This window comes from Albibacterium bauzanense (genome assembly GCF_004339765.1).
In the GTDB taxonomy this organism is placed as follows: domain Bacteria; phylum Bacteroidota; class Bacteroidia; order Sphingobacteriales; family Sphingobacteriaceae; genus Albibacterium; species Albibacterium bauzanense.
The window spans coordinates 198,587-218,252 of the sequence record NZ_SMGO01000002.1 but is presented as its reverse complement, the minus strand read 5'-3'; the positions used below and the strand labels follow the sequence as shown (position 1 = coordinate 218,252).

Sequence of the window (19,666 nt, the reverse complement as noted above, 5' to 3'; positions counted from 1 at the left end):
ATTTAAATGAATCTTTTCCAGAATGTAGGATTGTATTTTTCCCAGGCATGGCAACCGAATGGCAATTGCTCATTGATGAGCTCATAGGAATGCTCTGGATTTAATTCAAATGCAAATTGTAAGGCTTCTATCTCATTGGGCTTTTTAAAAGGTGCGAAGAGTGTCCATAAAATGTCTTCGTTTTTTGGGAAGAACTTAAATAGAAAAGAAACCCACCAGGCCCATTTGATATGTGGTTTCACTTTCCTCAACGAAAAGCCTCCATTACCTACCTTGTTTATTAAGAAATTAGAAAGGTTAATAAGCGGTTTCTTGCCCGATGTTATGGGAGGGGCTTCTAACCAGGGTGCACCAATATAATCGTATTTCTGTTCGCACCAATAAGATAGGTCATCGCGAAATACCCAGGCATCTAATTGATAGATAAGGATGTATTCGTATGCCTCAAAATGACAGTAGAGCTTCTTGCTTAAAAATAGTTCAGAATAGCCGCGTACAGAAGTGAAATAGCGTTTATTGAAGTATGCACATTGAAGATTTCTGCCTGCAATGTTCTCGTAAAATGTAGTATCTAAACCATTTGGAGCAACGAGCATCAGCGGGTGGTCTCCCAGTATATCCAGGCACTGTTTGAAAGACCTTAATTCAGAATCTGTTAATTCAGACTTATATATTGGTATAACTACGCTTACTTCGATCATTCTACGACTTGAAAAATTGATACCATGTATTAATAAGGAATTTCTTTCCTCGTTTGAATAGGCTTCCTTTTCTATGTTTAAAAAAGAGCTTGATCGCTGCCAGTGCTTCTTTATTTTCTTTAATTTCTGACGCGAAATTATGAACGGGTTTTCGGGAGATGGTAACCTGGTAAGTATCTTCAATGATTGAATGTACACCTGTGCCGTCGTGTCCGATATTATCGATTAATGATTCTCTTGGATGTAAAACGAGCCCCTTATTTAAAAAGACAGATGCATACCAGCGGATAGACCAGGAGTTGTTTTTATGGCTTTTAAAATCGAGTAGCTGTTTCCAGTAATTCATGGAACCATCTATAGAGAAATCTCTGATTTTGTTCTGGTCAAATTGCTGATATAAAAGAGAAACATTGGGTTCAAAGTGATTCCAGGCTCTTTCCCACGTAGCCCAACCCCAACTTGTAGTTGCCCGGAAGAAGAATGTTTCTGGCAATTTCTCTGCATCTTTTAGAGGAAACATATAGGCGCTGATCTGCATTACACGCTCTTCTGTCTGATAGGTTCTTAAGGCCTCATTGAAATATCTTAAGGTGAAGGGTGAGGCTAGTAGATCGTCTTCAAAAACAATTACCTTTCCATATTCTTTTGTAAGTTCTGATACACCATCAATGATGGATGCAGCTAAGCCATAGTTCTCCTTACGTTCAATTATTTTTACGGATTTGAAACCATCAAACGTTTTGATGAGCTCTCTTGTTTCATCAACCTTTTTTCTATCGGCCTCGTCTTTGGCGGCATCTGAGTAAATAAATAATCTTGATTCATCTGCCAGCAGGTTTTTTTGTAAAAAGGAAATCGTCCGGCGTGTATGTTCCGGTCTGTTATATACAAATAAAGCAATGGGCGCAAGATGCTGCATATAGAATTACATTAAAATTGATATATTAAATACCTAAACAGTTATTGCTTCGGTAAAATACGGAAGTTTCCTTCCTGTAAAAAAAGCCTGGTGAAATGCCGCTAAAAGAAAGCTCTTTGAAGCCCTTTTCTATTAAAGCAATCCGTCCAGCTGTATAACGTTCGCGTTCAGAATCATCTAAGATAAGTACTCCGTCTTCTTTAAGGGCATCAATACTTTGCAGGCAGCAGTTTACACGATCTCTACCATCTATAATAATAATATTGAATTTTTGTTTGGTATTAATTGCTCCGCGACAATAATTGCCATCTGCGTCAAGTTCACAAAAGATCAGATTGGCATTGTGCGGTTTATTCTTAAGTCCGCTTTCATACCAGGCTTTATCATGCTCCAAGGAGCTGATATCGTTTACCTTCTTTGCAAAATAACGTGTTGAGTTACCTGAGCCAAATTCGAAGATAGACTGTTCTTTATTTAGCCTGTTTTCCAGAAAATCGATAAATGAATACGTGAGCCAGGGGATCGGTTCATTCTCTCCGTTTACAGATGATTTATGCTTAAGGGCAACAAACCAACCGATTTCTGCTAGATAACCTTTTATGCCAAAAGATAGTATGGAGCGTAGCTTTTGGATATTTAAAAGACTGGAGATAGGATATATATTTTTCAAGGTTTAATAAGTTTTCTGATTAAGTTTATCTGAAATATTGATTTTAACATCATGATACCCTGGGCTCTTGTTCTTGGTATTAGTACAATATAAAATGTAGCTACTGCATAAGCTATTAATGATGCCCAAGCCGCACCTTTTATGCCAAAAATTGGAATCCACCATATATTTAAAATAATATTTACCAAAGCTCCTACGGCGGTACGCACCAGTGAGAGTTTGGTATAACCTTCGGCAATTAAATACTGGCCGCTAGCACTCCCCAAAAATACGAATATTCCTGCCCAAATATGAATGGCTAAAACTTCAGCGCCTGCGGCATAATCTGCTTTGTAAAGTATTCTATATATGAGAGGGGATGCAAAGGTCATGATGATGGCTATTCCAACACTGATAAATGACATAAGATCATACAGGTTTTGGAGCCGATTCTGATAGCGTTCTTCATTGTGTTTCCGGGCATTCATGATTGCCGGGAAGAGTGCGCTTACTGTTGCGACGGGGATAAAATACCAGCTTTCGCTCAGGCTTACTACAGTTGAATAAATGCCCAGCGCACTACTGCCCAAATAACTGCTGATCATTATCTGATCTATTTTCATGTAGAGGGTAACCAGTATGGCTGAAAAAGCAAGCGGCCACGCCATTTTGAGTAAATATTTCGCCAGGCTTTTATCGAATTTCCAATGAAAGACAGACTCATTGCTCTTTTGATACATCCATAAATAGCCAATAGCTAAAAATGCAGCATCGGCTAATAGCGCCCAGATAAACCAGGTAATGGGAGCAGCTAAAAATATAAGGATTATTTTTGCCAGGGCAGAGATAATATTGGCGATAACCTGCACGATCATGATCTTTCTTCCCTGAACCTGCGACTGGAAATAGCTATCGATGATGTTAATGGACTGGATAACGCAGACGAAGGAAACAATGGCGATAAAATTAAATGGAACGCCCGGGTTAGCACTTGAAAGGCCGTTAATCAGGAAGTAGGTGAAATAAATTAAAGGCAGTACAATTAATCCTGCAGATAGACGCAAGGCAAATGCGGTTCCTAATAATACGTTTTTAGATTGAGGGCGTTGCAATAGTTCGCGGGTAATATAGGAGTCCAGGCCTAATGCAGAAGCAGCCATAAAAAATGTGATAAGGGCTAAGGGAAAGTTTAATATTCCATTGCCTGAGCTACCTAAATAGTTGGCTACAGCAATTCCGGTAAGCATCTTTACAAGTAGCGTGCCTACACGTGCCATCATAAGCCAGCCCGTGTTTTTGAAATATTTCTCAAATGCCTGAGGGTCAAAACCGGGTAAGGTTGGTAGCTTCATAAAACAAACCTAAGAAAAATTAGTAAATCTATGTTGGTTTCAAAAAACTTATTCTTACCTTTGCAGTCCTTATTTTTAGGGAAAAAATATAAATTATTCATAAAATAAAACAAAGCAAGTGAATACGTTAAGTTACAAAACTGTCTCAGCCAACAAGCAAACCATTAATAAAGAATGGATTGTAGTTGATGCCGAAGGTGAGATTTTGGGGCGCTTGTCTTCTGAAATTGCGAAAGTAATCAGAGGAAAACACAAGCCTACATTTACCCCAAACGTAGACTGCGGAGATAACGTGATCGTTATTAATGCAGACAAGGTTAAGTTGACCGGGAATAAACTGAATGATAAAGTTTATACCTCTTATACTGGTTATCCAGGTGGTCAGCGTTTCATTTCTCCTAAGGAATTATTGGCTAAACACCCGACGCGCATCGTTGAGAAAGCGGTACGTGGTATGTTGCCTAAGAACAAATTAGGCCGCGCCCTATTTAAGAACCTTTATGTGTATGTTGGTAATGAGCATCCACATGCGGCTCAAAGTCCTAAAACAGTTAAATTCTAAGGAGAAAAGAAATGTCAATTACAAACACTTCAGGAAGAAGAAAAACTGCTGTTGCACGTATCTATCTTAGTGCAGGTAGCGGAACCATTATCGTAAACGGTAAAGATTACAAAGAATACTTTCCAACATTGCCCCTGCAATACATAGTAACGCAAAGCATTGAGGTTGCCGGAGTTTCTGGAAACCATGATGTTAAAGTTAACGTTTCGGGTGGTGGAGTAAAAGGTCAGGCAGAAGCAGTGCGTTTAGCAATTGCTAAAGCTCTAATTGAACTCAACCCAGAAATTAAAGCGGCTTTACGTGCTAAAGGCTTGGTAACTCGTGATAACCGTATGGTTGAGCGTAAGAAACCAGGACGTGCTAAAGCTCGTAAGAAATTTCAATTTAGTAAACGTTAATTTAAGGAGGACCAAGCAATGGCTAGAACAACATATCAGGAATTACTGGATGCAGGTGTACATTTTGGACACCTTACCCGCAAATGGGATCCGAAAATGTCGAAATACATTTTCATGGAGCGTAACGGCATCCACATTATCGATTTAAATAAAACATTGGTGAAGTTAGAAGAAGCTTCATCTGCAATTAAACAAATTGTAAAATCAGGTCGTAAGATATTATTTGTTGCTACTAAGAAGCAAGCAAAAGATATTATTGCGGAGCAAGCCAAAGAAACTAACATGCCGTTTGTTACGGAACGTTGGTTAGGTGGTATGCTTACAAACTTTGCTACTGTACGTAAGTCGATCAAAAAGATGTCGAACATTGACAAAATGACGAAAGATGGTACATACGATGTTTTATCAAAGAAAGAAAAGTTGATGATTCAACGTGAGCGTGTTAAATTGGAATCACTATTAGGTGGTATCGCTGATTTAAACCGTTTACCTGCTGCGTTATTTATTGTTGACGTAAAGAAAGAACATATTGCAGTTAGTGAGGCTATCAAATTAAACATTCCTACTTTCGGAATGGTTGATACCAACTCTAATCCATCAAATATCGATTTCCCTATTCCGGCGAATGACGATGCTTCTAAATCAATTTCATTAATTGCAGGCGTAATTGGACAAGCAATTAAAGAAGGTTTAGATGAACGCAAGCGCGATAAGGAAGATGAAGCAGAGAAAGAAGCGGCAGCAGCAAAAGCACAAATAGATAATGCTAAGCAAGAAGCAGCTCCTGAGAAAAAAGAAGGCGGTGCTAAACGTGCACGTAAATCTGCAACTACAACTTCAGATGCACCTCAAGCTGCTGAAACAGCAAGTGAAGAGAGTGTAGAAGATAAAGTAGAAGAGAAAAAGGATTAAATTTTTTAATGTTGTGGGTTGTTGATTATGTGTTTTGCTTTATCACAACACTTAATTAGCAACCCATAATTATTTTATTAATAAATAAAGGAGAAAAAATGTCGACAGTACAAATTTCTGCATCAGACGTAAATAAACTACGCCAACAAACAGGCGCAGGTATGATGGATTGCAAAAAGGCTTTGGTAGAGGCTAAAGGTAATTTTGAGGATGCAGTTGATTATCTACGTAAAAAAGGTGCAAAGGTTGCTGCAAATCGTCAAGATCGTGAATCAAATGAAGGTTTGGTTTTAGCAAAAACTTCTGTAGATGGAAAAAGAGGGGTAGTTGTTGAAGTTAATTGCGAAACTGATTTCGTTGCAAAGAACGATGAGTTTGTTGCATTTGCAGAAAGCATTCTTAATCTTGCTGCTCAAGAGCATCCTTCAAGTGTAGAAGCATTAAAATTATTAACAATCAATAACGTAAGTGTTGCTGATTTAATTATTGAGCAAACTGGTAAAACTGGTGAGAAGGTTGAAGTTTCGACTTACGAATTTATTGAAGCTGAGAAAGTAGTAGCTTATGTTCATAGCAATTACCGTTTAGCTGTATTGGTTGGATTAAGTGCAGATACAGAAGGTGTTGAAGATGCAGGTAGAGACGTAGCGATGCAAATTGCTGCAATGAATCCTACTGCTATCGATAAAGACGGTGTAGATGCTACTTTAGTTGAGCGTGAGCTTGAAATTGCCAAAGAGCAAATTCGTGCTGAAGGAAAACCTGAAGCTATGATTGAAAAAATCGCACAAGGTAAATTGAATAAATTCTATAAAGAAAACACTTTATTGAATCAGGAATTTGTTAAAGATTCTTCTAAAAATATAAGCCAGTTCTTGGATAGTGTATCTAAAGGATTGACTGTAACTGCATTCAAAAGAGTTCAGTTAGGAGCATAGATCTTTTAAAATTATATGAAATGCCCTCCTGTTACAGGAGGGCATTTTTTGTTTATAGGTAATCTTTCTCAGCCTGTTTTTTAATAATAGGCTTTTATCCAAAAGGAATCATTATATTTAAAACCCTTTTAAGAATTATAAGGAATAAAAAGTGATTTTTAATTGAATAATGAGAGTAGATAGCAAGAAACCATTTAAGATAGTTTATTCTTTGTGTAAGCATGAGTTTCTGGGTTATTTAATAGAACCTCATGTTGTGCAACTGAATCAGGATCATAGTTTTTCGCTTACCTACCAGCGATTGTTCATGAATACTGCCTCTGAATATGAGCAAGGCATGGATGAGACGGATTGGACTTTGATTAAACTGTGTGAAGAGATTGAGCAAAGTCAATTGATTAAGCGGTTTTATAAGAAGAATATTCGTCCTTCGGAATACTTTTTAAACATCTTCACTCCAAAGATTTTCGCTGTTATTCGTCCCAGGATTGAACAGAATTTGAACCAGATCCTTAGTTTGCTTAAAGAGAAATCTCTTTTTTTAATGAGCAAAGAAGGATGGCCGGTTGAGACTCCTCTGGCATTCGCGGAGCATTTAACTTCTGTTTTATTTCATTTTAGACGCTCTGATACCGAACTCCGTTATTTTCCAACATTGAAGTATGATGGTTTTAGGATAGAATTCATGTATAAGGATGCAGAAGTTATTACTAATGAACCTGCTTGTTTGTTATTGGAAAACGTTCTGTACTTCTTTGAGCAGGATGTAGATGGTAAGAAATTATCTCCTTTCCTGAATAAACGATTTATTTCTATTCCCCGTTCGGCAGAGCAAAGTTATTTTAAGAAATTCATAGGACCGTTGATTGAGAAGCATCATGTATATGCCGAAGGTTTTGAGATAAAGACTCAACAGTATGATGGCACTCCTATCATTGAATTTAGTTATCAGGCGGCTGAAGGCCCTGTACTTAAAGTTAAGTTTAAATATGGTCCTTATACGTTTTCAGAGATATCAGGAAAGAAAGTTAGTGTTAAATTAGAATATGATGCAGAATCTGATTCCTACACATTTTATCGGATAAAAAGATCGGTGCAATGGGAGAGTGGGAGAATTTCATTCCTTAAGAGTTTGGGGCTTCATCCTAAAGTGGGACTTTCAAATCAGTTTGAAATAGATCCTTCGCTGAATGATAGCATGGGGCAGGAGGATTTCTCGTTGATTAACTGGTTAAGTGAGCATATTGAGGTATTGAAAGAGAATGGTTTTGAGGTTATTCAAAAGAAGGCCGAGAAACAATTTCTATTTGGAAAGATAGAGCTGGATCTGGAAGTTAAGGAGGATAATGACTGGTTTGACATTCAGGCGATGGTTCAATTTGGACAGTATAGCATCCCATTTATAAGTCTTCGAAAAAACATATTAAATAAGATAAGGGAGTTTGTCCTTCCTTCGGGCGAAGTTGCTATTATTCCGGAGCAGTGGTTTACGCAGTTCGTGAATTTCTTTTATTTCGCAGAGGGCAATGAATCTTTGCGATTAAAAAAGCAGCATGTAGGGGTGATCAATGAGTTGCAGGTAAGTGAAATAGCAGGAATCAGCATGCGAAGGAAGATGGAAAGATTGATTGATTTTGAGACATTGGAAGAGGTTGACGACCCTGTTAATTTTAGTGGAAGCTTACGGCCTTATCAAAAGGCGGGCTATAATTGGTTCCAGTTCTTAAAGAAGTATCATTTTGGAGGTTGTCTGGCAGATGATATGGGCTTGGGAAAAACTGTACAAACTTTAGCTCTTTTGCAAAAAGAGAAAGAAGATCTCTCAACCGAGACAAGCAATCCTACTTCGTTGATTATAATGCCCACTTCATTGATCTATAACTGGTTAAGTGAGGCTGAGAAGTTTGCTCCTCATTTGAAAATTCTAAATCATACAGGAGGGATGCGTGGGAAATCTTCTGTAGATTTTTCCAATTATGATTTGGTTATCAGCACTTATGGAATTGCAAGGATTGATGAACTTGTTTTGGGCGATTTCTTATTTCATTATATCATATTGGATGAGAGTCAGAATATAAAAAATGTTTCTTCGAAATCTTTTAAGGCGATTAATAAGTTGAGGGGACGGCATAAATTGATATTAAGCGGTACGCCGGTTGAAAACTCAGTGGCTGATTTATGGCCGCAAATGGCATTTATTAATCCGGGATTATTGGGAGGCCATTCATTCTTTTTAAAGGAGTTTGTGGTTCCTATTGAAAAGAAAAAGGATGAAGAAGCTGCCAGACGGCTACAGGTATTGATTAAGCCTTTTGTTTTACGTCGTACCAAGGCACAGGTGGCTACAGAGCTTCCGGAAAAGTCTGAAAAGATATTCTATTGTAGTATGACTGACGAACAGGCTGACGATTATGAGAAGGTTAAAGCTGAATATCGTAATTTAATGCTTAAGCAATTGGAGGATGGAAGCTTTAAGAAGACGGGTATCCAGGTTTTACAGGGTTTGAGTAAGCTTCGGCAGTTAGCCAACCATCCGCGCATGATTGATAATGAGTATAAAGGATCTTCAGGAAAGTTTGAGAATGTTATTGATACCCTGGAGAATGTCTTATTGCGGGGCCATAAGGTTCTGATTTTCTCTCAGTTTGTAAGGCAGATGAAAATTTATGCTGATTACTTTAATCAAGAGAAGATTGCTTATGCATATTTAGATGGTGCTACGAAGAATCGTAAGGAAGTAGTGAATGAGTTTAGAGAGAGTGATGATGTAAATGTCTTTTTGATCTCCATTAAAGCCGGAGGAGTAGGTTTGAACCTCATAGAAGCAGATTATGTTTTTATATTAGACCCTTGGTGGAACCCTGCAGTAGAAATGCAGGCGATAGATCGTTCGCACCGTATCGGGCAAAGTCGCAATGTATTTATCTATAAATTTATTACCAAAGACTCTGTAGAAGAGAAGATTCTGGCTTTGCAAAATCGAAAGAAAGTAATTGCCGATTCCTTAATTCAGATTGAAGAAAGCTTCGTAAAGTCATTAACAGAAGAAGATATAACAGAACTATTGAAGTAATTATTGATTTTATTAAACCATCAATTGTTTTCGTTGTTCTAAAAATAGACTCATCATTAATCGTATATTTGTCCAATGACCAAAGAAAACATTCAAGATTTGAGGGATCGAACTGCTTCCCTGAGGAGGCACCTTTGACATCGATACTAAAAAAGAAGAGATCCATAAAGACCAGAGTTTAACACTTACTCCTAATTTCTGGGACGATCCTAAGGCAGCTGAGGCTGTATTACATACCATTCAAAGTAAGAAAATATGGACTGACTCCTACGATAAGCTATTGTCGCTTGTTGAGGATACGGTTGTGATGTATGATTTCTTTCATGCTGGCGATGCCAGTGCAGAAGAGGTTGACGAAGTATATCGCAATGCTGTAAGTGCATTAGAAGATCTTGAGTTTAAAAATATGTTAAGTTCTGAAGAAGATCAGTTGGGTGCGGTTCTTCAGATTACATCGGGTGCCGGAGGGACAGAAAGTTGTGATTGGGCTGAGATGTTGATGAGAATGTATTTGATGTGGGGAGAGAGAAATGGTTATAAGATTACAGAGCAGGATTATCAGTCGGGTGAAATTGCCGGACTGAAAACAGTTACCTTGCAATTTGAAGGCAGCTTTCCATACGGTTATTTAAAAGGTGAGAATGGGGTGCATCGATTGGTGCGTATTTCTCCTTTTGACTCTAATGCTAAAAGGCATACCTCATTTGCTTCTGTTTATGTTTATCCGTTAATTGATGACACGATTGAGATTGATGTCAAGGATTCAGAAGTTGAATGGGATACTTTTCGCTCTGGAGGTGCTGGAGGTCAGAATGTTAATAAGGTAGAGACCGCTGTTCGGTTGCATCACAAACCTACAGGGATCGTTATTAAAAACCAGGAGTCCCGTTCTCAATTGCAAAATAAGGAAAATGCGATGCGACTATTGAAATCTCAATTGTATGAGATTGAGATGCGTAAAAAGATGGAAGCAACGGCTTTAATTGAAGGCAATAAGAAAAAGATTGAATGGGGATCGCAAATAAGAAATTATGTGTTGCACCCTTATAAATTGGTGAAAGACTTACGCACAAATTACGAAACATCCAATACACAGGCTGTATTGGATGGAGAAATAGATGAGTTCTTGAAAGCTTATTTAATGGAGTTTAGCGATGATTAAAAGTCGTTCTTCCACATCATGCTTTCTACCGGTTTGGTAGTTTTCCGATTGTATTTGGCATTCCCTTTTGTATTGTATGGAGTTTCAATTTCACCATCAACAGCGAAATAGATTAACTGACCAATGGGCATACCTGCATAAACGCGAACAGCTTGGGTAACTGATATTTCTAAGGTCCAGGTGTTGCAAAAACCAACATCGCCTTTTCCGGCAGTAGCATGGATATCAATTCCTAAGCGCCCGATGCTTGATTTTCCTTCTAAAAAAGGAACGTGCTTGTAGGTTTCTGTATACTCAACGGTTACGCCTAAATATAGAGTGCCTGGTTCCAGGACTATGCCCTCTTTTGGAATCTCCAGATGAAGAACTTCATTATGTTCTCTTGCGTCCAATACCCGGTTCTTGTAAGTGGCCAGGTATTTCCCTAAGTGTACATCATATGAATTGGTTCCCAGGCATTTACGATCATAAGGTTCGATTACAATGTTTCCTGCTTCAATCTCTTCGAGTATTCGCTTATCAGATAAAATCATAGCTGTAAAATTAGAAAATAATCTTGCTTAATATACTCGGAAAAGTCAAGAAACTGTTTTTAAATTAATATCCGAACAAATGTTTGTAATTTGGAATGCTCTTATCAAGAATAATTAGAAATATAATAGAGAATGCCGATACGTTATATTAAAACCTTAGCCAATGGAAGCTCTTTATGTTTATGGCATATTGAGGAAAATGAGGAGGAATTGCGGTCAAATTTAAATATCAGTAAACGAGAACAGAACGAATTACTTGCTATACGTTCAGAAAGAGGAAGAGTTCGTTGGTTGGCAGTAAGGCAAGCATTAAATGCGTTATTTCCGCAGGGGGTTGCAGAGTGTTTGAAAGATGAGCATGGTAAGCCCTATATTGATAATTATGAAGGGTATATTTCTTTAAGCCATTCTAATGATTTTGCTATTGCAATGGTTCATCCAAAGAATGCCGTAGGTGTGGATATAGAGATAATTCAACCCAAGATAAGGCGTATTGCCAAAAAGTTTCTAAAAGATTTTGAAATTGAAAGAGTACATGGTGAGCATGAAATTGAAAGATTATATGTTTGCTGGTGTGCTAAAGAGGCAATATTTAAATGGCAAGGAAAGAAGGGAATTTCTTTAAAACAGAATATTGATGTTGAAGCCTTTCAATTTCAGGAAGCTGGCACGCTTCGGGCCCATTTATATACCCCTGATTTCTCGCAATATTTAACAGTAGATTATGAGAAAATGGATGGGTATCTTTTAGCATATGTTTGCAATGCGTAAATTTGTAGATTGAAAAAAGGTGATGCAAAATAAGAAGGTTATTTTTCAGGATTGGGGTAGTATCGATTATCAGGAGGCTTGGGGAAAGCAGGAGACCATTTTCGCGGATATAGTAGCTCAGAAAGTTGCTAATCGTACAAATAGTACAGCTAATCCAACGGATAACTATCTCGTTTTTGTAGAACACCCACATGTCTATACTCTTGGTAAAAGCGGTAAGCCTGAGCATCTGTTATTAGATGAGGCTGAATTGGAAAAGGCGGGTGCCAGCTATTATAAGATTAATCGTGGAGGTGATATCACTTATCATGGTCCCGGTCAAATTGTAGGTTATCCTATATTGGATCTTGATAATTTCTTTACGGATATCCACTTATATCTAAGAACACTGGAGGAAGCGGTTATACTGACTTTAGCAGAGTATGGTATAGAGGCTGGAAGGTTTCCTGGTTATACAGGAGTATGGCTGGAGCCTGATAGTGAGCGAGCTCGTAAAATATGCGCTATGGGTGTTCGTAGCAGTCGTTGGGTAACTATGCATGGTTTTGCATTTAATGTGAACCCTGACTTAGGCTATTTTAATCACATTGTACCTTGTGGTATTGATGATAAACAGGTTACTTCCATGGAAATAGAGCTTGGAGCAAAGCAAGATATATCGGAAGTTAAAGCCCGGCTAAAACATCATTTAGCAGAGCTCTTCCAAATGGACTTTCAGATCTAATCTTTAAGCTACTTTTCTTCCTTTATTTTTTTGAGAGTTTCTGTATCAATGGTTCCATCAACCTGAACAGGTTTCGCTTTCATTGTTCTTTCATCGAATTTATTAGCAAAAGATACTTTTTGTAATAAAGGTGTTGGTGTAATTGCCATGGTTCTGGCTCGTGCTTGTGGACTGCTAATGGGGTCAATCAAGCTCAATGCCTTTGCAACCAATGGGTCCTGTTCTGAGCCAATGGGTAATAAAGGTAACACATCGGTTTCGTCAACTTCATAGTCTGGTATTAAGCCCTGATCGTAATCTCCTTCTCCATTTTTATCCGCTAGCTTTACAATGATTGGCTGAAGAGCCCAGTTTATAACTCGTGGTGTTCTCTTATCCTCAATTGTAATGGATCCTTCATTCTTTCCACGTGTGGTTTCGCCAATATGAATAACCTGCATATAAGGAGCCAGATTATGAATTACTAATTCGCTGGCAGAAGCAGAATTGTAAGTTCCGAGTATATAAACCTTTGGAAGATTTAAGTTCGCATTTTTTACTTTGGAGTCAATGTCACTTATAGCATTATCGGTATTTTGTATGTTTGATACTGCCGGGAACAGCTTTGCGAAGCTATCGTTTCTTTCTTCCAAAGGAATCAATGCATTAAAGAGCTTGTTATAATTGTAGTTAACGAAGATCTGATCCTTGTTATAGCTTTGTTTAATCAAAGCCGCCAATACGCCTGATACCGAAATTCCTCCTCCTAAATTATAGCGAAGGTCTAAAATTAATTCGTTTACGCCCGATGACTTAAATTCATTGAACACGCTAAAAAGTTCATCTGCTTTTTCATTTAAGAAACGATTATAAAAGATATAGCCTACTTCTTTGCCCGAGTTTGTGGTAAATATCTTATGATAATACACGGAGGGCTCATCAACGCGAGTAACGCTAAGGTTAACCTTATTTCCTTCTTTTACGACGTCATTCTCAATAGTAGCAAGGGTAATTTGAAAGCTCTCTCCGTTAAAATAAGGGTCTAGCAACGTCTCATAGTTTCCAGGAGTCATTGTTGTTCCATTTATTTCGCTGAAAAGCACTCCGCGTTTTATACCCAGATTGTCTGCCGGAGATCCGGGAATAACATATCTCACTACTCCCAGAACGTTTTTATCATCGTTGTAGGATACGAGCATAATATTTAATCCGGTAGTGGTACTTACGCCAGCCAGGTTATCATTTAAGTCATCTACATTTTGAATCCAGGAGAATCGATCTGCATCATCCAGTATGCTTTCAAAAAAATCCGGAGGTGCCAGCTTAAGGTTCAAAAGATCATCCTTAGGAATACTTTCATTCCAGTAATAATAAATGCGCATGCTATCAGTTATCCATGTGTTAACCGCAGTATTGGATGCTGGGTTACCAGGAACACGTGAGGTATCTCTGGTTCTTGGAGGTATGGGAGCTGGGGCATCTGATTTCTGGCAAGAGGCCGAGAATAGTAATACAGTGATAGAACTAAGTAAGAAATACTTCTTTAAAAACGATATATATCTATTCATGCCCGTCGATTTTCTTAATCAAAAATAATTATAAAAAAGCAATAAAGTGATTAAAGAATTATTGGATGACATCTTTAAATGAAAAAAGCCATCCTGAATAAACAGAATGGCCTTTTTATACTTATAAAGCTAAATGATATTACATCATTCCGCCCATGCCGCCCATTGGAGGAGCACCAGCGCCGCCTTTATCTTCTTCAGGAGCATCTGCTAAAACTACTTCAGTAGTTAATAACATAGATGCGATAGAAGCTGCATTTTCTAATGCTATACGAGAAACTTTAGTTGGATCAATAACACCTGCTTTAATCAGGTTTTCATAAGAGTCTGTACGAGCGTTGTAGCCATAATCAGCTTTACCTTCTTTTACTCTTTGAACTACGATTGATCCTTCAACACCTGCATTATTACAGATTTGACGTAAAGGCTCTTCGATTGCACGTTTGATGATGTTAACACCTGTAGTTTCGTCTTCATTATCACCTTTCAAATCAGCTAAAGCCTCAATTGCACGGATGAAAGCAACACCTCCACCAGCTACAATACCTTCTTCAACTGCTGCACGTGTTGCATGTAAAGCATCATCTACGCGATCTTTCTTTTCTTTCATTTCAACTTCAGTTGCAGCTCCAACATATAATACAGCTACACCGCCAGCTAATTTTGCTAAACGTTCTTGAAGTTTTTCACGATCGTAATCAGAAGTAGTGCTTTCGATTTGAGCTTTAATCTGATTTACGCGTGCTTTAATATCTTCGCTGTTACCAGAACCATTGATCATAGTAGTATTATCCTTATCGATAAGTACTTTTTCTGCCTGACCTAAGAAATCTAATTCAGCATTTTCTAATTTGAAACCTCTTTCTTCAGAGATTACAGTACCACCTGTTAAGATAGCGATATCTTCTAACATTGCTTTTCTACGATCACCGAATCCTGGAGCTTTAACAGCTGCAACTTTCAATGAACCACGGATCTTATTCACTACCAATGTAGCTAAAGCTTCTCCGTCTAAGTCTTCTGCAATAATTAAAAGTGGTTTTCCTGTTTGTACTTGTTTTTCTAAAATAGGAAGAAGTTCCTTCATGTTGCTGATCTTTTTATCGTAGATCAGGATATAAGGACTCTCTAATTCAACTTCCATTTTATCAGTGTTGGTAACAAAGTAAGGCGATAAGTAACCGCGATCAAATTGCATACCTTCAACAGTTTTTACTTCAGTTTCAGTACCCTTTGCTTCTTCAACAGTTATTACACCATCTTTACCAACTTTTTGCATTGCTTCAGCAATTAATGAACCGATAACTTCGTCATTGTTTGCAGAGATTGAAGCAACTTGTTTAATCTTTTGGCTATCTTCTCCTACTGTTTGAGATTGAGATTGCAGGTTGTTAACAACGATAGAAACTGCTTTGTCAATTCCACGTTTTAAATCCATTGGATTTGCACCTGCTGCAACGTTCTTAATTCCTGCGCTGATAATAGCTTGAGCCAAAACAGTAGCAGTAGTTGTACCGTCACCTGCTTGATCAGCAGTTTTAGAAGCTACTTCTTTTACCATTTGAGCACCCATGTTTTCCATCGGGTCTTTCAGGTCAATTTCTTTAGCAACAGTAACACCATCTTTAGTAATAGCCGGAGAACCAAATTTCTTCTCAATAATTACATTACGGCCTTTTGGGCCTAAGGTTACTTTTACAGCATTTGCTAACGTGTCAACACCTCTTTTCAGAGCATCACGCGCATCAATATTATATTTTACTTCTTTTGCCATTTTATTTAATTGTAATGTTTAAGTAATTAGAATTAATAATTTTTAATCAGATAATTATTCAAACGTTGATTAATTTTATAAATGTTATGCTAATTAAGATTGTCTACAATTAAAGAACTGCATAAATATCTGATTCGCGCATAATTAAGTATTCTTTACCTTCGTAGGTGATTTCTGTGCCTGCATATTTACCGTAAAGTACTTCATCACCAACTTTTACAGTTAATGGTTCGTCAACTTTACCATTACCAACAGCTACCACAGAGCCACGTTGAGGTTTTTCTTTTGCGGTATCCGGAATATAAATCCCTGATGCGGTTTTTTCTTCTGCAGGAGCGGCTTGTACAACCACTCTGTCTCCGATAGGTTTAATGTTTAATGCCATAATTTGATCTATTAAAAATTTAATGTTTAATACTATAATATTGTTAGTTCAGGAATTATGCCAAAGGCCGTTTTTGAACAATTCTTGCCAATTTTTCACCATTTGGCTCTATAAAGCAAATTCCATCTTTTAAAACTGTCATTAGCTATGCAAAAATGACAGAGTAATGTTACATAAAAAGGGGATGAAATACCTTCCATCCCCTCAATCTCTTTTTTACATCTAATTACTTAGTTGTATCGCTTGGCGTAGTAACCGGAGTTAATGGCGCAGTTGTGTTCGGAGCCGTTGTTGTTGGCACCGAAGTAGGATTAATTTGATCTCCTAATCCAGAACCACCTATAGCTGCACCTCCATCGGTAGGCATGGTTGCATTGATTAATAAAGAAATAACCATAATAGCTATAACTAACACCCAAGTACCTTTTTCAAGGATATCTCCTGTACGTTTAACGCCCATTAGGTTGTTTGAGCCGGCAAAGTTTGAATTTAATCCACCGCCTTTTGGATTTTGTATCAATACAATAAATACAAGTAAAACACAGGCTAGGATAATAAGAGCGATAAATAAATAAAACATTGTATAATTAATTTAATTTCTGATTCAGTTTTTCAATAAGGTTGGCAAAATAAAGACTTTTTTCGGGATATTTCAAACTTAATTTTTTATAAGTGTCTAAAGCTTTGTGATAAAGTCCTTGTTCGGTATAAATTTTGGCCAGCGTTTCAGATACAAAACCTGAATTATCTTCGGCACTTTTGCGTGCCTTGTTCTCTAAATTGATTTTATCAGCTGCCGGAGGCTTTATTTGAGGATCTTCTTTGATGAACTTTTCGATGATTGCGTCTTCCTTATGAGGAACCTTAAAAACTTTAGCGCTTCCATCAAATTGTTCACTTAATTTCTCTTCCGGATCCTGAAGGTTAAAAATATGCTCTCTAATTTGCTGATCTAATGGATTGGCCGAATTGTTTTTATCAGCCTTGTCTTTGTTTTCACTCAAGCCTGAAGTAGAATAAGGTTGATAAGTCTCTGCATATTCCATTCGGGTCTTTTGAAGCCACCATACAAATGTATAAGGCATCCAGTCATCCATATAGCGGCTAGGTGTTGAACCGTCAGCTTCTTTTGGTGATTCAGGTATTTCTGGATTGAGTGAAAGTGAATCAAAATCTTCTGCTATGTTTTGAGGCTCTTCCTCAATATAATAGTCCTCTGTATCGATGTACTCAATTTCCTCAACCTGTGTTTGGGTCTTATATACAAATTCCCGAAATAGTTCAGGATTGGTACTATGTAAGATTGCTTTTTGATAAATATCTTTAGCGTCCCTGGTGTTTTGCAAAACACTTAGCCGTGCCTGCAAAGCCCAAAGCGACTGAACATAAGGATATTCCTTACAAAGGTCCTTAACCTCGGTTAAATCAGCCTCATCCGGATTGGCTAAGAACTGATAAAACTTCTCTCGTTTGTTACTTATTTCCACATTAATATTTTCCATTTACCAATTTGCAAATGCACGGTTAAAAATATCTTCAGTTAGCATCGTATTAATCTCTTTTATCAATTGTTGCTCCTGACTTTGAATAGGGCCAGCATTGGTAGAGAAATCCTTAAAACGGGTAAAGGATTCATCAAAGTTATATGTTGGGTTAACCGAATTGGTATATTTAACGCTTACTGTGATTGATAATCGATTTAATCCGGCACGATCATTACCCTGAACAGCTGTCGGATTAATAGTATAACCCGTAATTCTTCCAGAGAACGATGCATCGGCATCTGTTCTGACCATACTCAAGCTGCTTTGATTCCTGATTCTTTCTTTCAGCGCTTCTGTAAAATCTGTACTTAGATAAGATACTACTAAAGGGGCATTGTTCTCAAAGAAATCAACGCTAACAGTTTTCATCGTTGGCGGTATAGAAGCTCCTGTAAAGCTATAAATACCACAAGATAAATTGAATCCTATAGCAGCAAATAAGAGAAGAGCGTAGCTTAGTTTATTTTTAATAGCAAGGAGCATTAGTTTAGATTTAGGTCTTTAATTTTACGGTATAGAGTGCGTTCTGAAATCCCTAGTTCCTGTGCAGCTAATTTACGTTTTCCTTTATGTTTTTTAAGTGCTTTCTTAATTAAATCCGATTCTTTGTCTATTAATGAGAGAGATTCTTCAACTTCTTCTACATCTTCAGTAATATTCATATCGTCTGATCGATCGAGATTTGGTTGGTGGATTGTTAGTGTAGGGGAACTTGGAAATTCTACGCGTGGCTGGTCTATTTCCTGATATAGCTGATTGATATAAGGAGAGTGTTCATCGATGGTAGATGGATTAACACCATTGTTTACAATGCCAACAACCAGTTTTTTTAACTCAACCATATCTTTTTTCATATCAAAAAGAACCTTGTATAAGAGATCTCTTTCAGAGAAATCATCATTATTGCCATGCGAAATACGCATCGGTAAATTGCTTTTTCCTTCAGGCGGTAGATAGTTCTTTATTGTTTGAGAAGTAATGGTTCTATCTTTTTCAAGAACAGCAATCTGCTCTGCAACATTTTTTAGCTGACGCACGTTTCCCGGCCAATTGTATTCCATTAATAACCTTTGAGCATCTTCTGTTAGTTGCACACTCGGACTGCGGTATTTATCTGTAAAATCAGCAATAAACTTCCGAAAGATCAGGTTGATGTCTTCTTTACGTTCACGTAAGGAAGGAATTCTTAAGGGAACAGTATTCAGCCTGTAATACAGGTCTTCTCTGAATTTACCATTCTCAACAGCATTATATACATCTACGTTCGTTGCTGCAACAATACGAACATCTGTTTTTTGCACTTTTGATGAACCTACTCTGATATATTCGCCAGATTCCAATACACGTAACAGCCTGGCCTGTGTTCCAACAGGAAGTTCAGCTACCTCATCCAGGAAGATCGTACCACCATTAACTACTTCAAAGTATCCCTTCCGAGCCTCATGAGCACCTGTAAAGGAACCTTTCTCATGACCGAAAAGCTCTGAATCAATTGTTCCTTCTGGAATAGCTCCACAGTTTACTGCAATAAAAGGTCCATGCTTTCTTGCACTTAATTGGTGGATAATATGTGAAAATACTTCCTTTCCACTACCACTTTCACCAGTTATTAAAACAGAGATATCCGTTGGCGCAACTTGCTTAGCAACATCAATGGCCCGGTTTAATAGAGGAGAATTCCCAATAATTCCGAATCTGTTTTTTACATCTTGTATATCCATT

21 protein-coding genes are annotated in these 19,666 nt (G+C 37.7%); 9 read left to right on the top strand and 12 right to left on the bottom strand.

The annotated features are described in order from the left end of the window. Nucleotides 1–2: 2 nt before the first annotated feature. From C8N28_RS06780 to C8N28_RS06765, 4 genes are read right to left on the bottom strand one after another with little or no spacing between them, the layout of a single operon-like run. Nucleotides 3–701, bottom strand: coding sequence for a DUF5672 family protein (locus C8N28_RS06780; protein WP_132222923.1), 699 nt, complete (start codon nt 699–701; stop codon nt 3–5). A gap of 1 nt (nt 702) precedes the next feature. Further along, nucleotides 703–1,620, bottom strand: coding sequence for a glycosyltransferase family protein (locus C8N28_RS06775; protein ID WP_132222921.1), 918 nt, complete (start codon nt 1,618–1,620; stop codon nt 703–705). A gap of 25 nt (nt 1,621–1,645) precedes the next feature. After that, nucleotides 1,646–2,290 carry an FkbM family methyltransferase gene (locus tag C8N28_RS06770; RefSeq protein ID WP_132222919.1) on the bottom strand — a complete coding sequence of 215 codons (645 nt, stop codon included), beginning with the start codon at nt 2,288–2,290 and terminating at the stop codon, nt 1,646–1,648. Further along, nucleotides 2,287–3,621, bottom strand: a complete 1,335-nt coding sequence (locus C8N28_RS06765) for a flippase (protein ID WP_132222917.1) — start codon at nt 3,619–3,621, stop codon at nt 2,287–2,289. The genes C8N28_RS06770 and C8N28_RS06765 overlap by 4 nt, the downstream gene beginning before the upstream one ends. Nucleotides 3,622–3,739: 118 nt before the next feature. On the opposite strand from C8N28_RS06765, the gene rplM reads away from it, so the two are divergent. From rplM to prfB, 6 genes are all read left to right on the top strand, one after another. After that, entirely contained in the window at nt 3,740–4,183 is a 444-nt protein-coding gene (gene rplM, locus C8N28_RS06760; protein ID WP_132222915.1) for a 50S ribosomal protein L13, read from the top strand. 11 nt (nt 4,184–4,194) lie between these two features. Then, entirely contained in the window at nt 4,195–4,581 is a 387-nt protein-coding gene (gene rpsI, locus C8N28_RS06755) for a 30S ribosomal protein S9 (RefSeq protein ID WP_132222913.1), read from the top strand. Between the two features lie 18 nt (nt 4,582–4,599). Further along, nucleotides 4,600–5,493 carry a 30S ribosomal protein S2 gene (rpsB, locus tag C8N28_RS06750; protein WP_132222911.1) on the top strand — a complete coding sequence of 298 codons (894 nt, stop codon included), beginning with the start codon at nt 4,600–4,602 and terminating at the stop codon, nt 5,491–5,493. A 98-nt stretch (nt 5,494–5,591) separates the two neighbouring features. Beyond that, entirely contained in the window at nt 5,592–6,431 is an 840-nt protein-coding gene (gene tsf, locus C8N28_RS06745; protein WP_132222909.1) for a translation elongation factor Ts, read from the top strand. Between the two features lie 169 nt (nt 6,432–6,600). After that, nucleotides 6,601–9,504 (top strand): DEAD/DEAH box helicase, encoded by a 2,904-nt coding sequence (locus C8N28_RS06740; RefSeq protein WP_132222907.1) that lies wholly within the window; start codon nt 6,601–6,603, stop codon nt 9,502–9,504. A gap of 75 nt (nt 9,505–9,579) precedes the next feature. Beyond that, nucleotides 9,580–10,666, top strand: a protein-coding gene (gene prfB / locus C8N28_RS06735) for a peptide chain release factor 2 (RefSeq protein ID WP_394345263.1) whose coding sequence is annotated in 2 segments (ribosomal slippage) — nt 9,580–9,630 and nt 9,632–10,666 — 1,086 coding nt in all. Because the reading frame shifts where the segments join, the coding sequence is not laid out codon by codon here. On the opposite strand, the gene dcd is transcribed toward prfB, so the two are convergent. Next, nucleotides 10,663–11,199 carry a dCTP deaminase gene (dcd, locus tag C8N28_RS06730; protein ID WP_132222903.1) on the bottom strand — a complete coding sequence of 179 codons (537 nt, stop codon included), beginning with the start codon at nt 11,197–11,199 and terminating at the stop codon, nt 10,663–10,665. The two genes, prfB and dcd, sit on opposite strands and share 4 nt — an antisense overlap. A gap of 132 nt (nt 11,200–11,331) precedes the next feature. On the opposite strand from dcd, the gene C8N28_RS06725 reads away from it, so the two are divergent. Together C8N28_RS06725 and lipB are read left to right on the top strand one after the other, a co-directional pair. Beyond that, complete coding sequence (locus C8N28_RS06725; protein WP_132222901.1) at nt 11,332–11,970, top strand: 4'-phosphopantetheinyl transferase family protein; 639 nt, start codon at nt 11,332–11,334, stop codon at nt 11,968–11,970. Nucleotides 11,971–11,992: 22 nt separating this feature from the next. Then, entirely contained in the window at nt 11,993–12,694 is a 702-nt protein-coding gene (gene lipB / locus C8N28_RS06720) for a lipoyl(octanoyl) transferase LipB (protein WP_132222899.1), read from the top strand. A gap of 8 nt (nt 12,695–12,702) precedes the next feature. Here the strand turns inward: lipB and C8N28_RS06715 are convergent, their stop codons facing one another. Next, a complete protein-coding gene (locus C8N28_RS06715; protein ID WP_165870328.1) occupies nt 12,703–14,055 on the bottom strand; it encodes a S41 family peptidase in 1,353 nt (450 codons plus the stop codon). On the opposite strand from C8N28_RS06715, the gene C8N28_RS13785 reads away from it, so the two are divergent. After that, nucleotides 14,054–14,269 (top strand): hypothetical protein, encoded by a 216-nt coding sequence (locus C8N28_RS13785; RefSeq protein ID WP_165870308.1) that lies wholly within the window; start codon nt 14,054–14,056, stop codon nt 14,267–14,269. The two genes, C8N28_RS06715 and C8N28_RS13785, sit on opposite strands and share 2 nt — an antisense overlap. Nucleotides 14,270–14,380: 111 nt before the next feature. Here C8N28_RS13785 and groL read toward each other — a convergent pair whose 3' ends face one another. From groL to C8N28_RS06685, 6 genes are all read right to left on the bottom strand, one after another. Further along, nucleotides 14,381–16,015 carry a chaperonin GroEL gene (gene groL, locus C8N28_RS06710; protein WP_132222895.1) on the bottom strand — a complete coding sequence of 545 codons (1,635 nt, stop codon included), beginning with the start codon at nt 16,013–16,015 and terminating at the stop codon, nt 14,381–14,383. 109 nt (nt 16,016–16,124) lie between these two features. Then, complete coding sequence (gene groES, locus C8N28_RS06705; protein ID WP_132222893.1) at nt 16,125–16,400, bottom strand: co-chaperone GroES; 276 nt, start codon at nt 16,398–16,400, stop codon at nt 16,125–16,127. 226 nt (nt 16,401–16,626) lie between these two features. Continuing rightward, entirely contained in the window at nt 16,627–16,980 is a 354-nt protein-coding gene (gene secG, locus C8N28_RS06700; protein ID WP_132222891.1) for a preprotein translocase subunit SecG, read from the bottom strand. 7 nt (nt 16,981–16,987) lie between these two features. Then, a complete protein-coding gene (locus C8N28_RS06695) occupies nt 16,988–17,902 on the bottom strand; it encodes a hypothetical protein (RefSeq protein ID WP_132222889.1) in 915 nt (304 codons plus the stop codon). Next, nucleotides 17,903–18,427, bottom strand: coding sequence for an LptE family protein (locus C8N28_RS06690; protein ID WP_132222887.1), 525 nt, complete (start codon nt 18,425–18,427; stop codon nt 17,903–17,905). It lies immediately after the preceding gene. Continuing rightward, a complete protein-coding gene (locus C8N28_RS06685; RefSeq protein WP_132222885.1) occupies nt 18,427–19,665 on the bottom strand; it encodes a sigma-54 interaction domain-containing protein in 1,239 nt (412 codons plus the stop codon). The genes C8N28_RS06690 and C8N28_RS06685 overlap by 1 nt, the downstream gene beginning before the upstream one ends. Nucleotide 19,666 lies beyond the last annotated feature (1 nt).

What these genes read in the sequence shown, in the direction of transcription:
- C8N28_RS06780 (WP_132222923.1), bottom strand. Translation starts at nt 701, where the DNA reads ATGATCGAAGTAAGCGTAGTTATACCAATATATAAGTCTGAATTAACA.
- C8N28_RS06775 (WP_132222921.1), bottom strand. Translation starts at nt 1,620, where the DNA reads ATGCAGCATCTTGCGCCCATTGCTTTATTTGTATATAACAGACCGGAA.
- C8N28_RS06765 (WP_132222917.1), bottom strand. Translation starts at nt 3,621, where the DNA reads ATGAAGCTACCAACCTTACCCGGTTTTGACCCTCAGGCATTTGAGAAA.
- rpsI (WP_132222913.1), top strand. Translation starts at nt 4,195, where the DNA reads ATGTCAATTACAAACACTTCAGGAAGAAGAAAAACTGCTGTTGCACGT.
- rpsB (WP_132222911.1), top strand. Translation starts at nt 4,600, where the DNA reads ATGGCTAGAACAACATATCAGGAATTACTGGATGCAGGTGTACATTTT.
- tsf (WP_132222909.1), top strand. Translation starts at nt 5,592, where the DNA reads ATGTCGACAGTACAAATTTCTGCATCAGACGTAAATAAACTACGCCAA.
- C8N28_RS06740 (WP_132222907.1), top strand. Translation starts at nt 6,601, where the DNA reads ATGAGAGTAGATAGCAAGAAACCATTTAAGATAGTTTATTCTTTGTGT.
- dcd (WP_132222903.1), bottom strand. Translation starts at nt 11,199, where the DNA reads ATGATTTTATCTGATAAGCGAATACTCGAAGAGATTGAAGCAGGAAAC.
- C8N28_RS06725 (WP_132222901.1), top strand. Translation starts at nt 11,332, where the DNA reads ATGCCGATACGTTATATTAAAACCTTAGCCAATGGAAGCTCTTTATGT.
- lipB (WP_132222899.1), top strand. Translation starts at nt 11,993, where the DNA reads ATGCAAAATAAGAAGGTTATTTTTCAGGATTGGGGTAGTATCGATTAT.
- C8N28_RS13785 (WP_165870308.1), top strand. Translation starts at nt 14,054, where the DNA reads ATGCTATCAGTTATCCATGTGTTAACCGCAGTATTGGATGCTGGGTTA.
- C8N28_RS06715 (WP_165870328.1), bottom strand. Translation starts at nt 14,055, where the DNA reads ATGCGCATTTATTATTACTGGAATGAAAGTATTCCTAAGGATGATCTT.
- groL (WP_132222895.1), bottom strand. Translation starts at nt 16,015, where the DNA reads ATGGCAAAAGAAGTAAAATATAATATTGATGCGCGTGATGCTCTGAAA.
- groES (WP_132222893.1), bottom strand. Translation starts at nt 16,400, where the DNA reads ATGGCATTAAACATTAAACCTATCGGAGACAGAGTGGTTGTACAAGCC.
- secG (WP_132222891.1), bottom strand. Translation starts at nt 16,980, where the DNA reads ATGTTTTATTTATTTATCGCTCTTATTATCCTAGCCTGTGTTTTACTT.
- C8N28_RS06695 (WP_132222889.1), bottom strand. Translation starts at nt 17,902, where the DNA reads ATGGAAAATATTAATGTGGAAATAAGTAACAAACGAGAGAAGTTTTAT.
- C8N28_RS06690 (WP_132222887.1), bottom strand. Translation starts at nt 18,427, where the DNA reads ATGCTCCTTGCTATTAAAAATAAACTAAGCTACGCTCTTCTCTTATTT.
- C8N28_RS06685 (WP_132222885.1), bottom strand. Translation starts at nt 19,665, where the DNA reads ATGGATATACAAGATGTAAAAAACAGATTCGGAATTATTGGGAATTCT.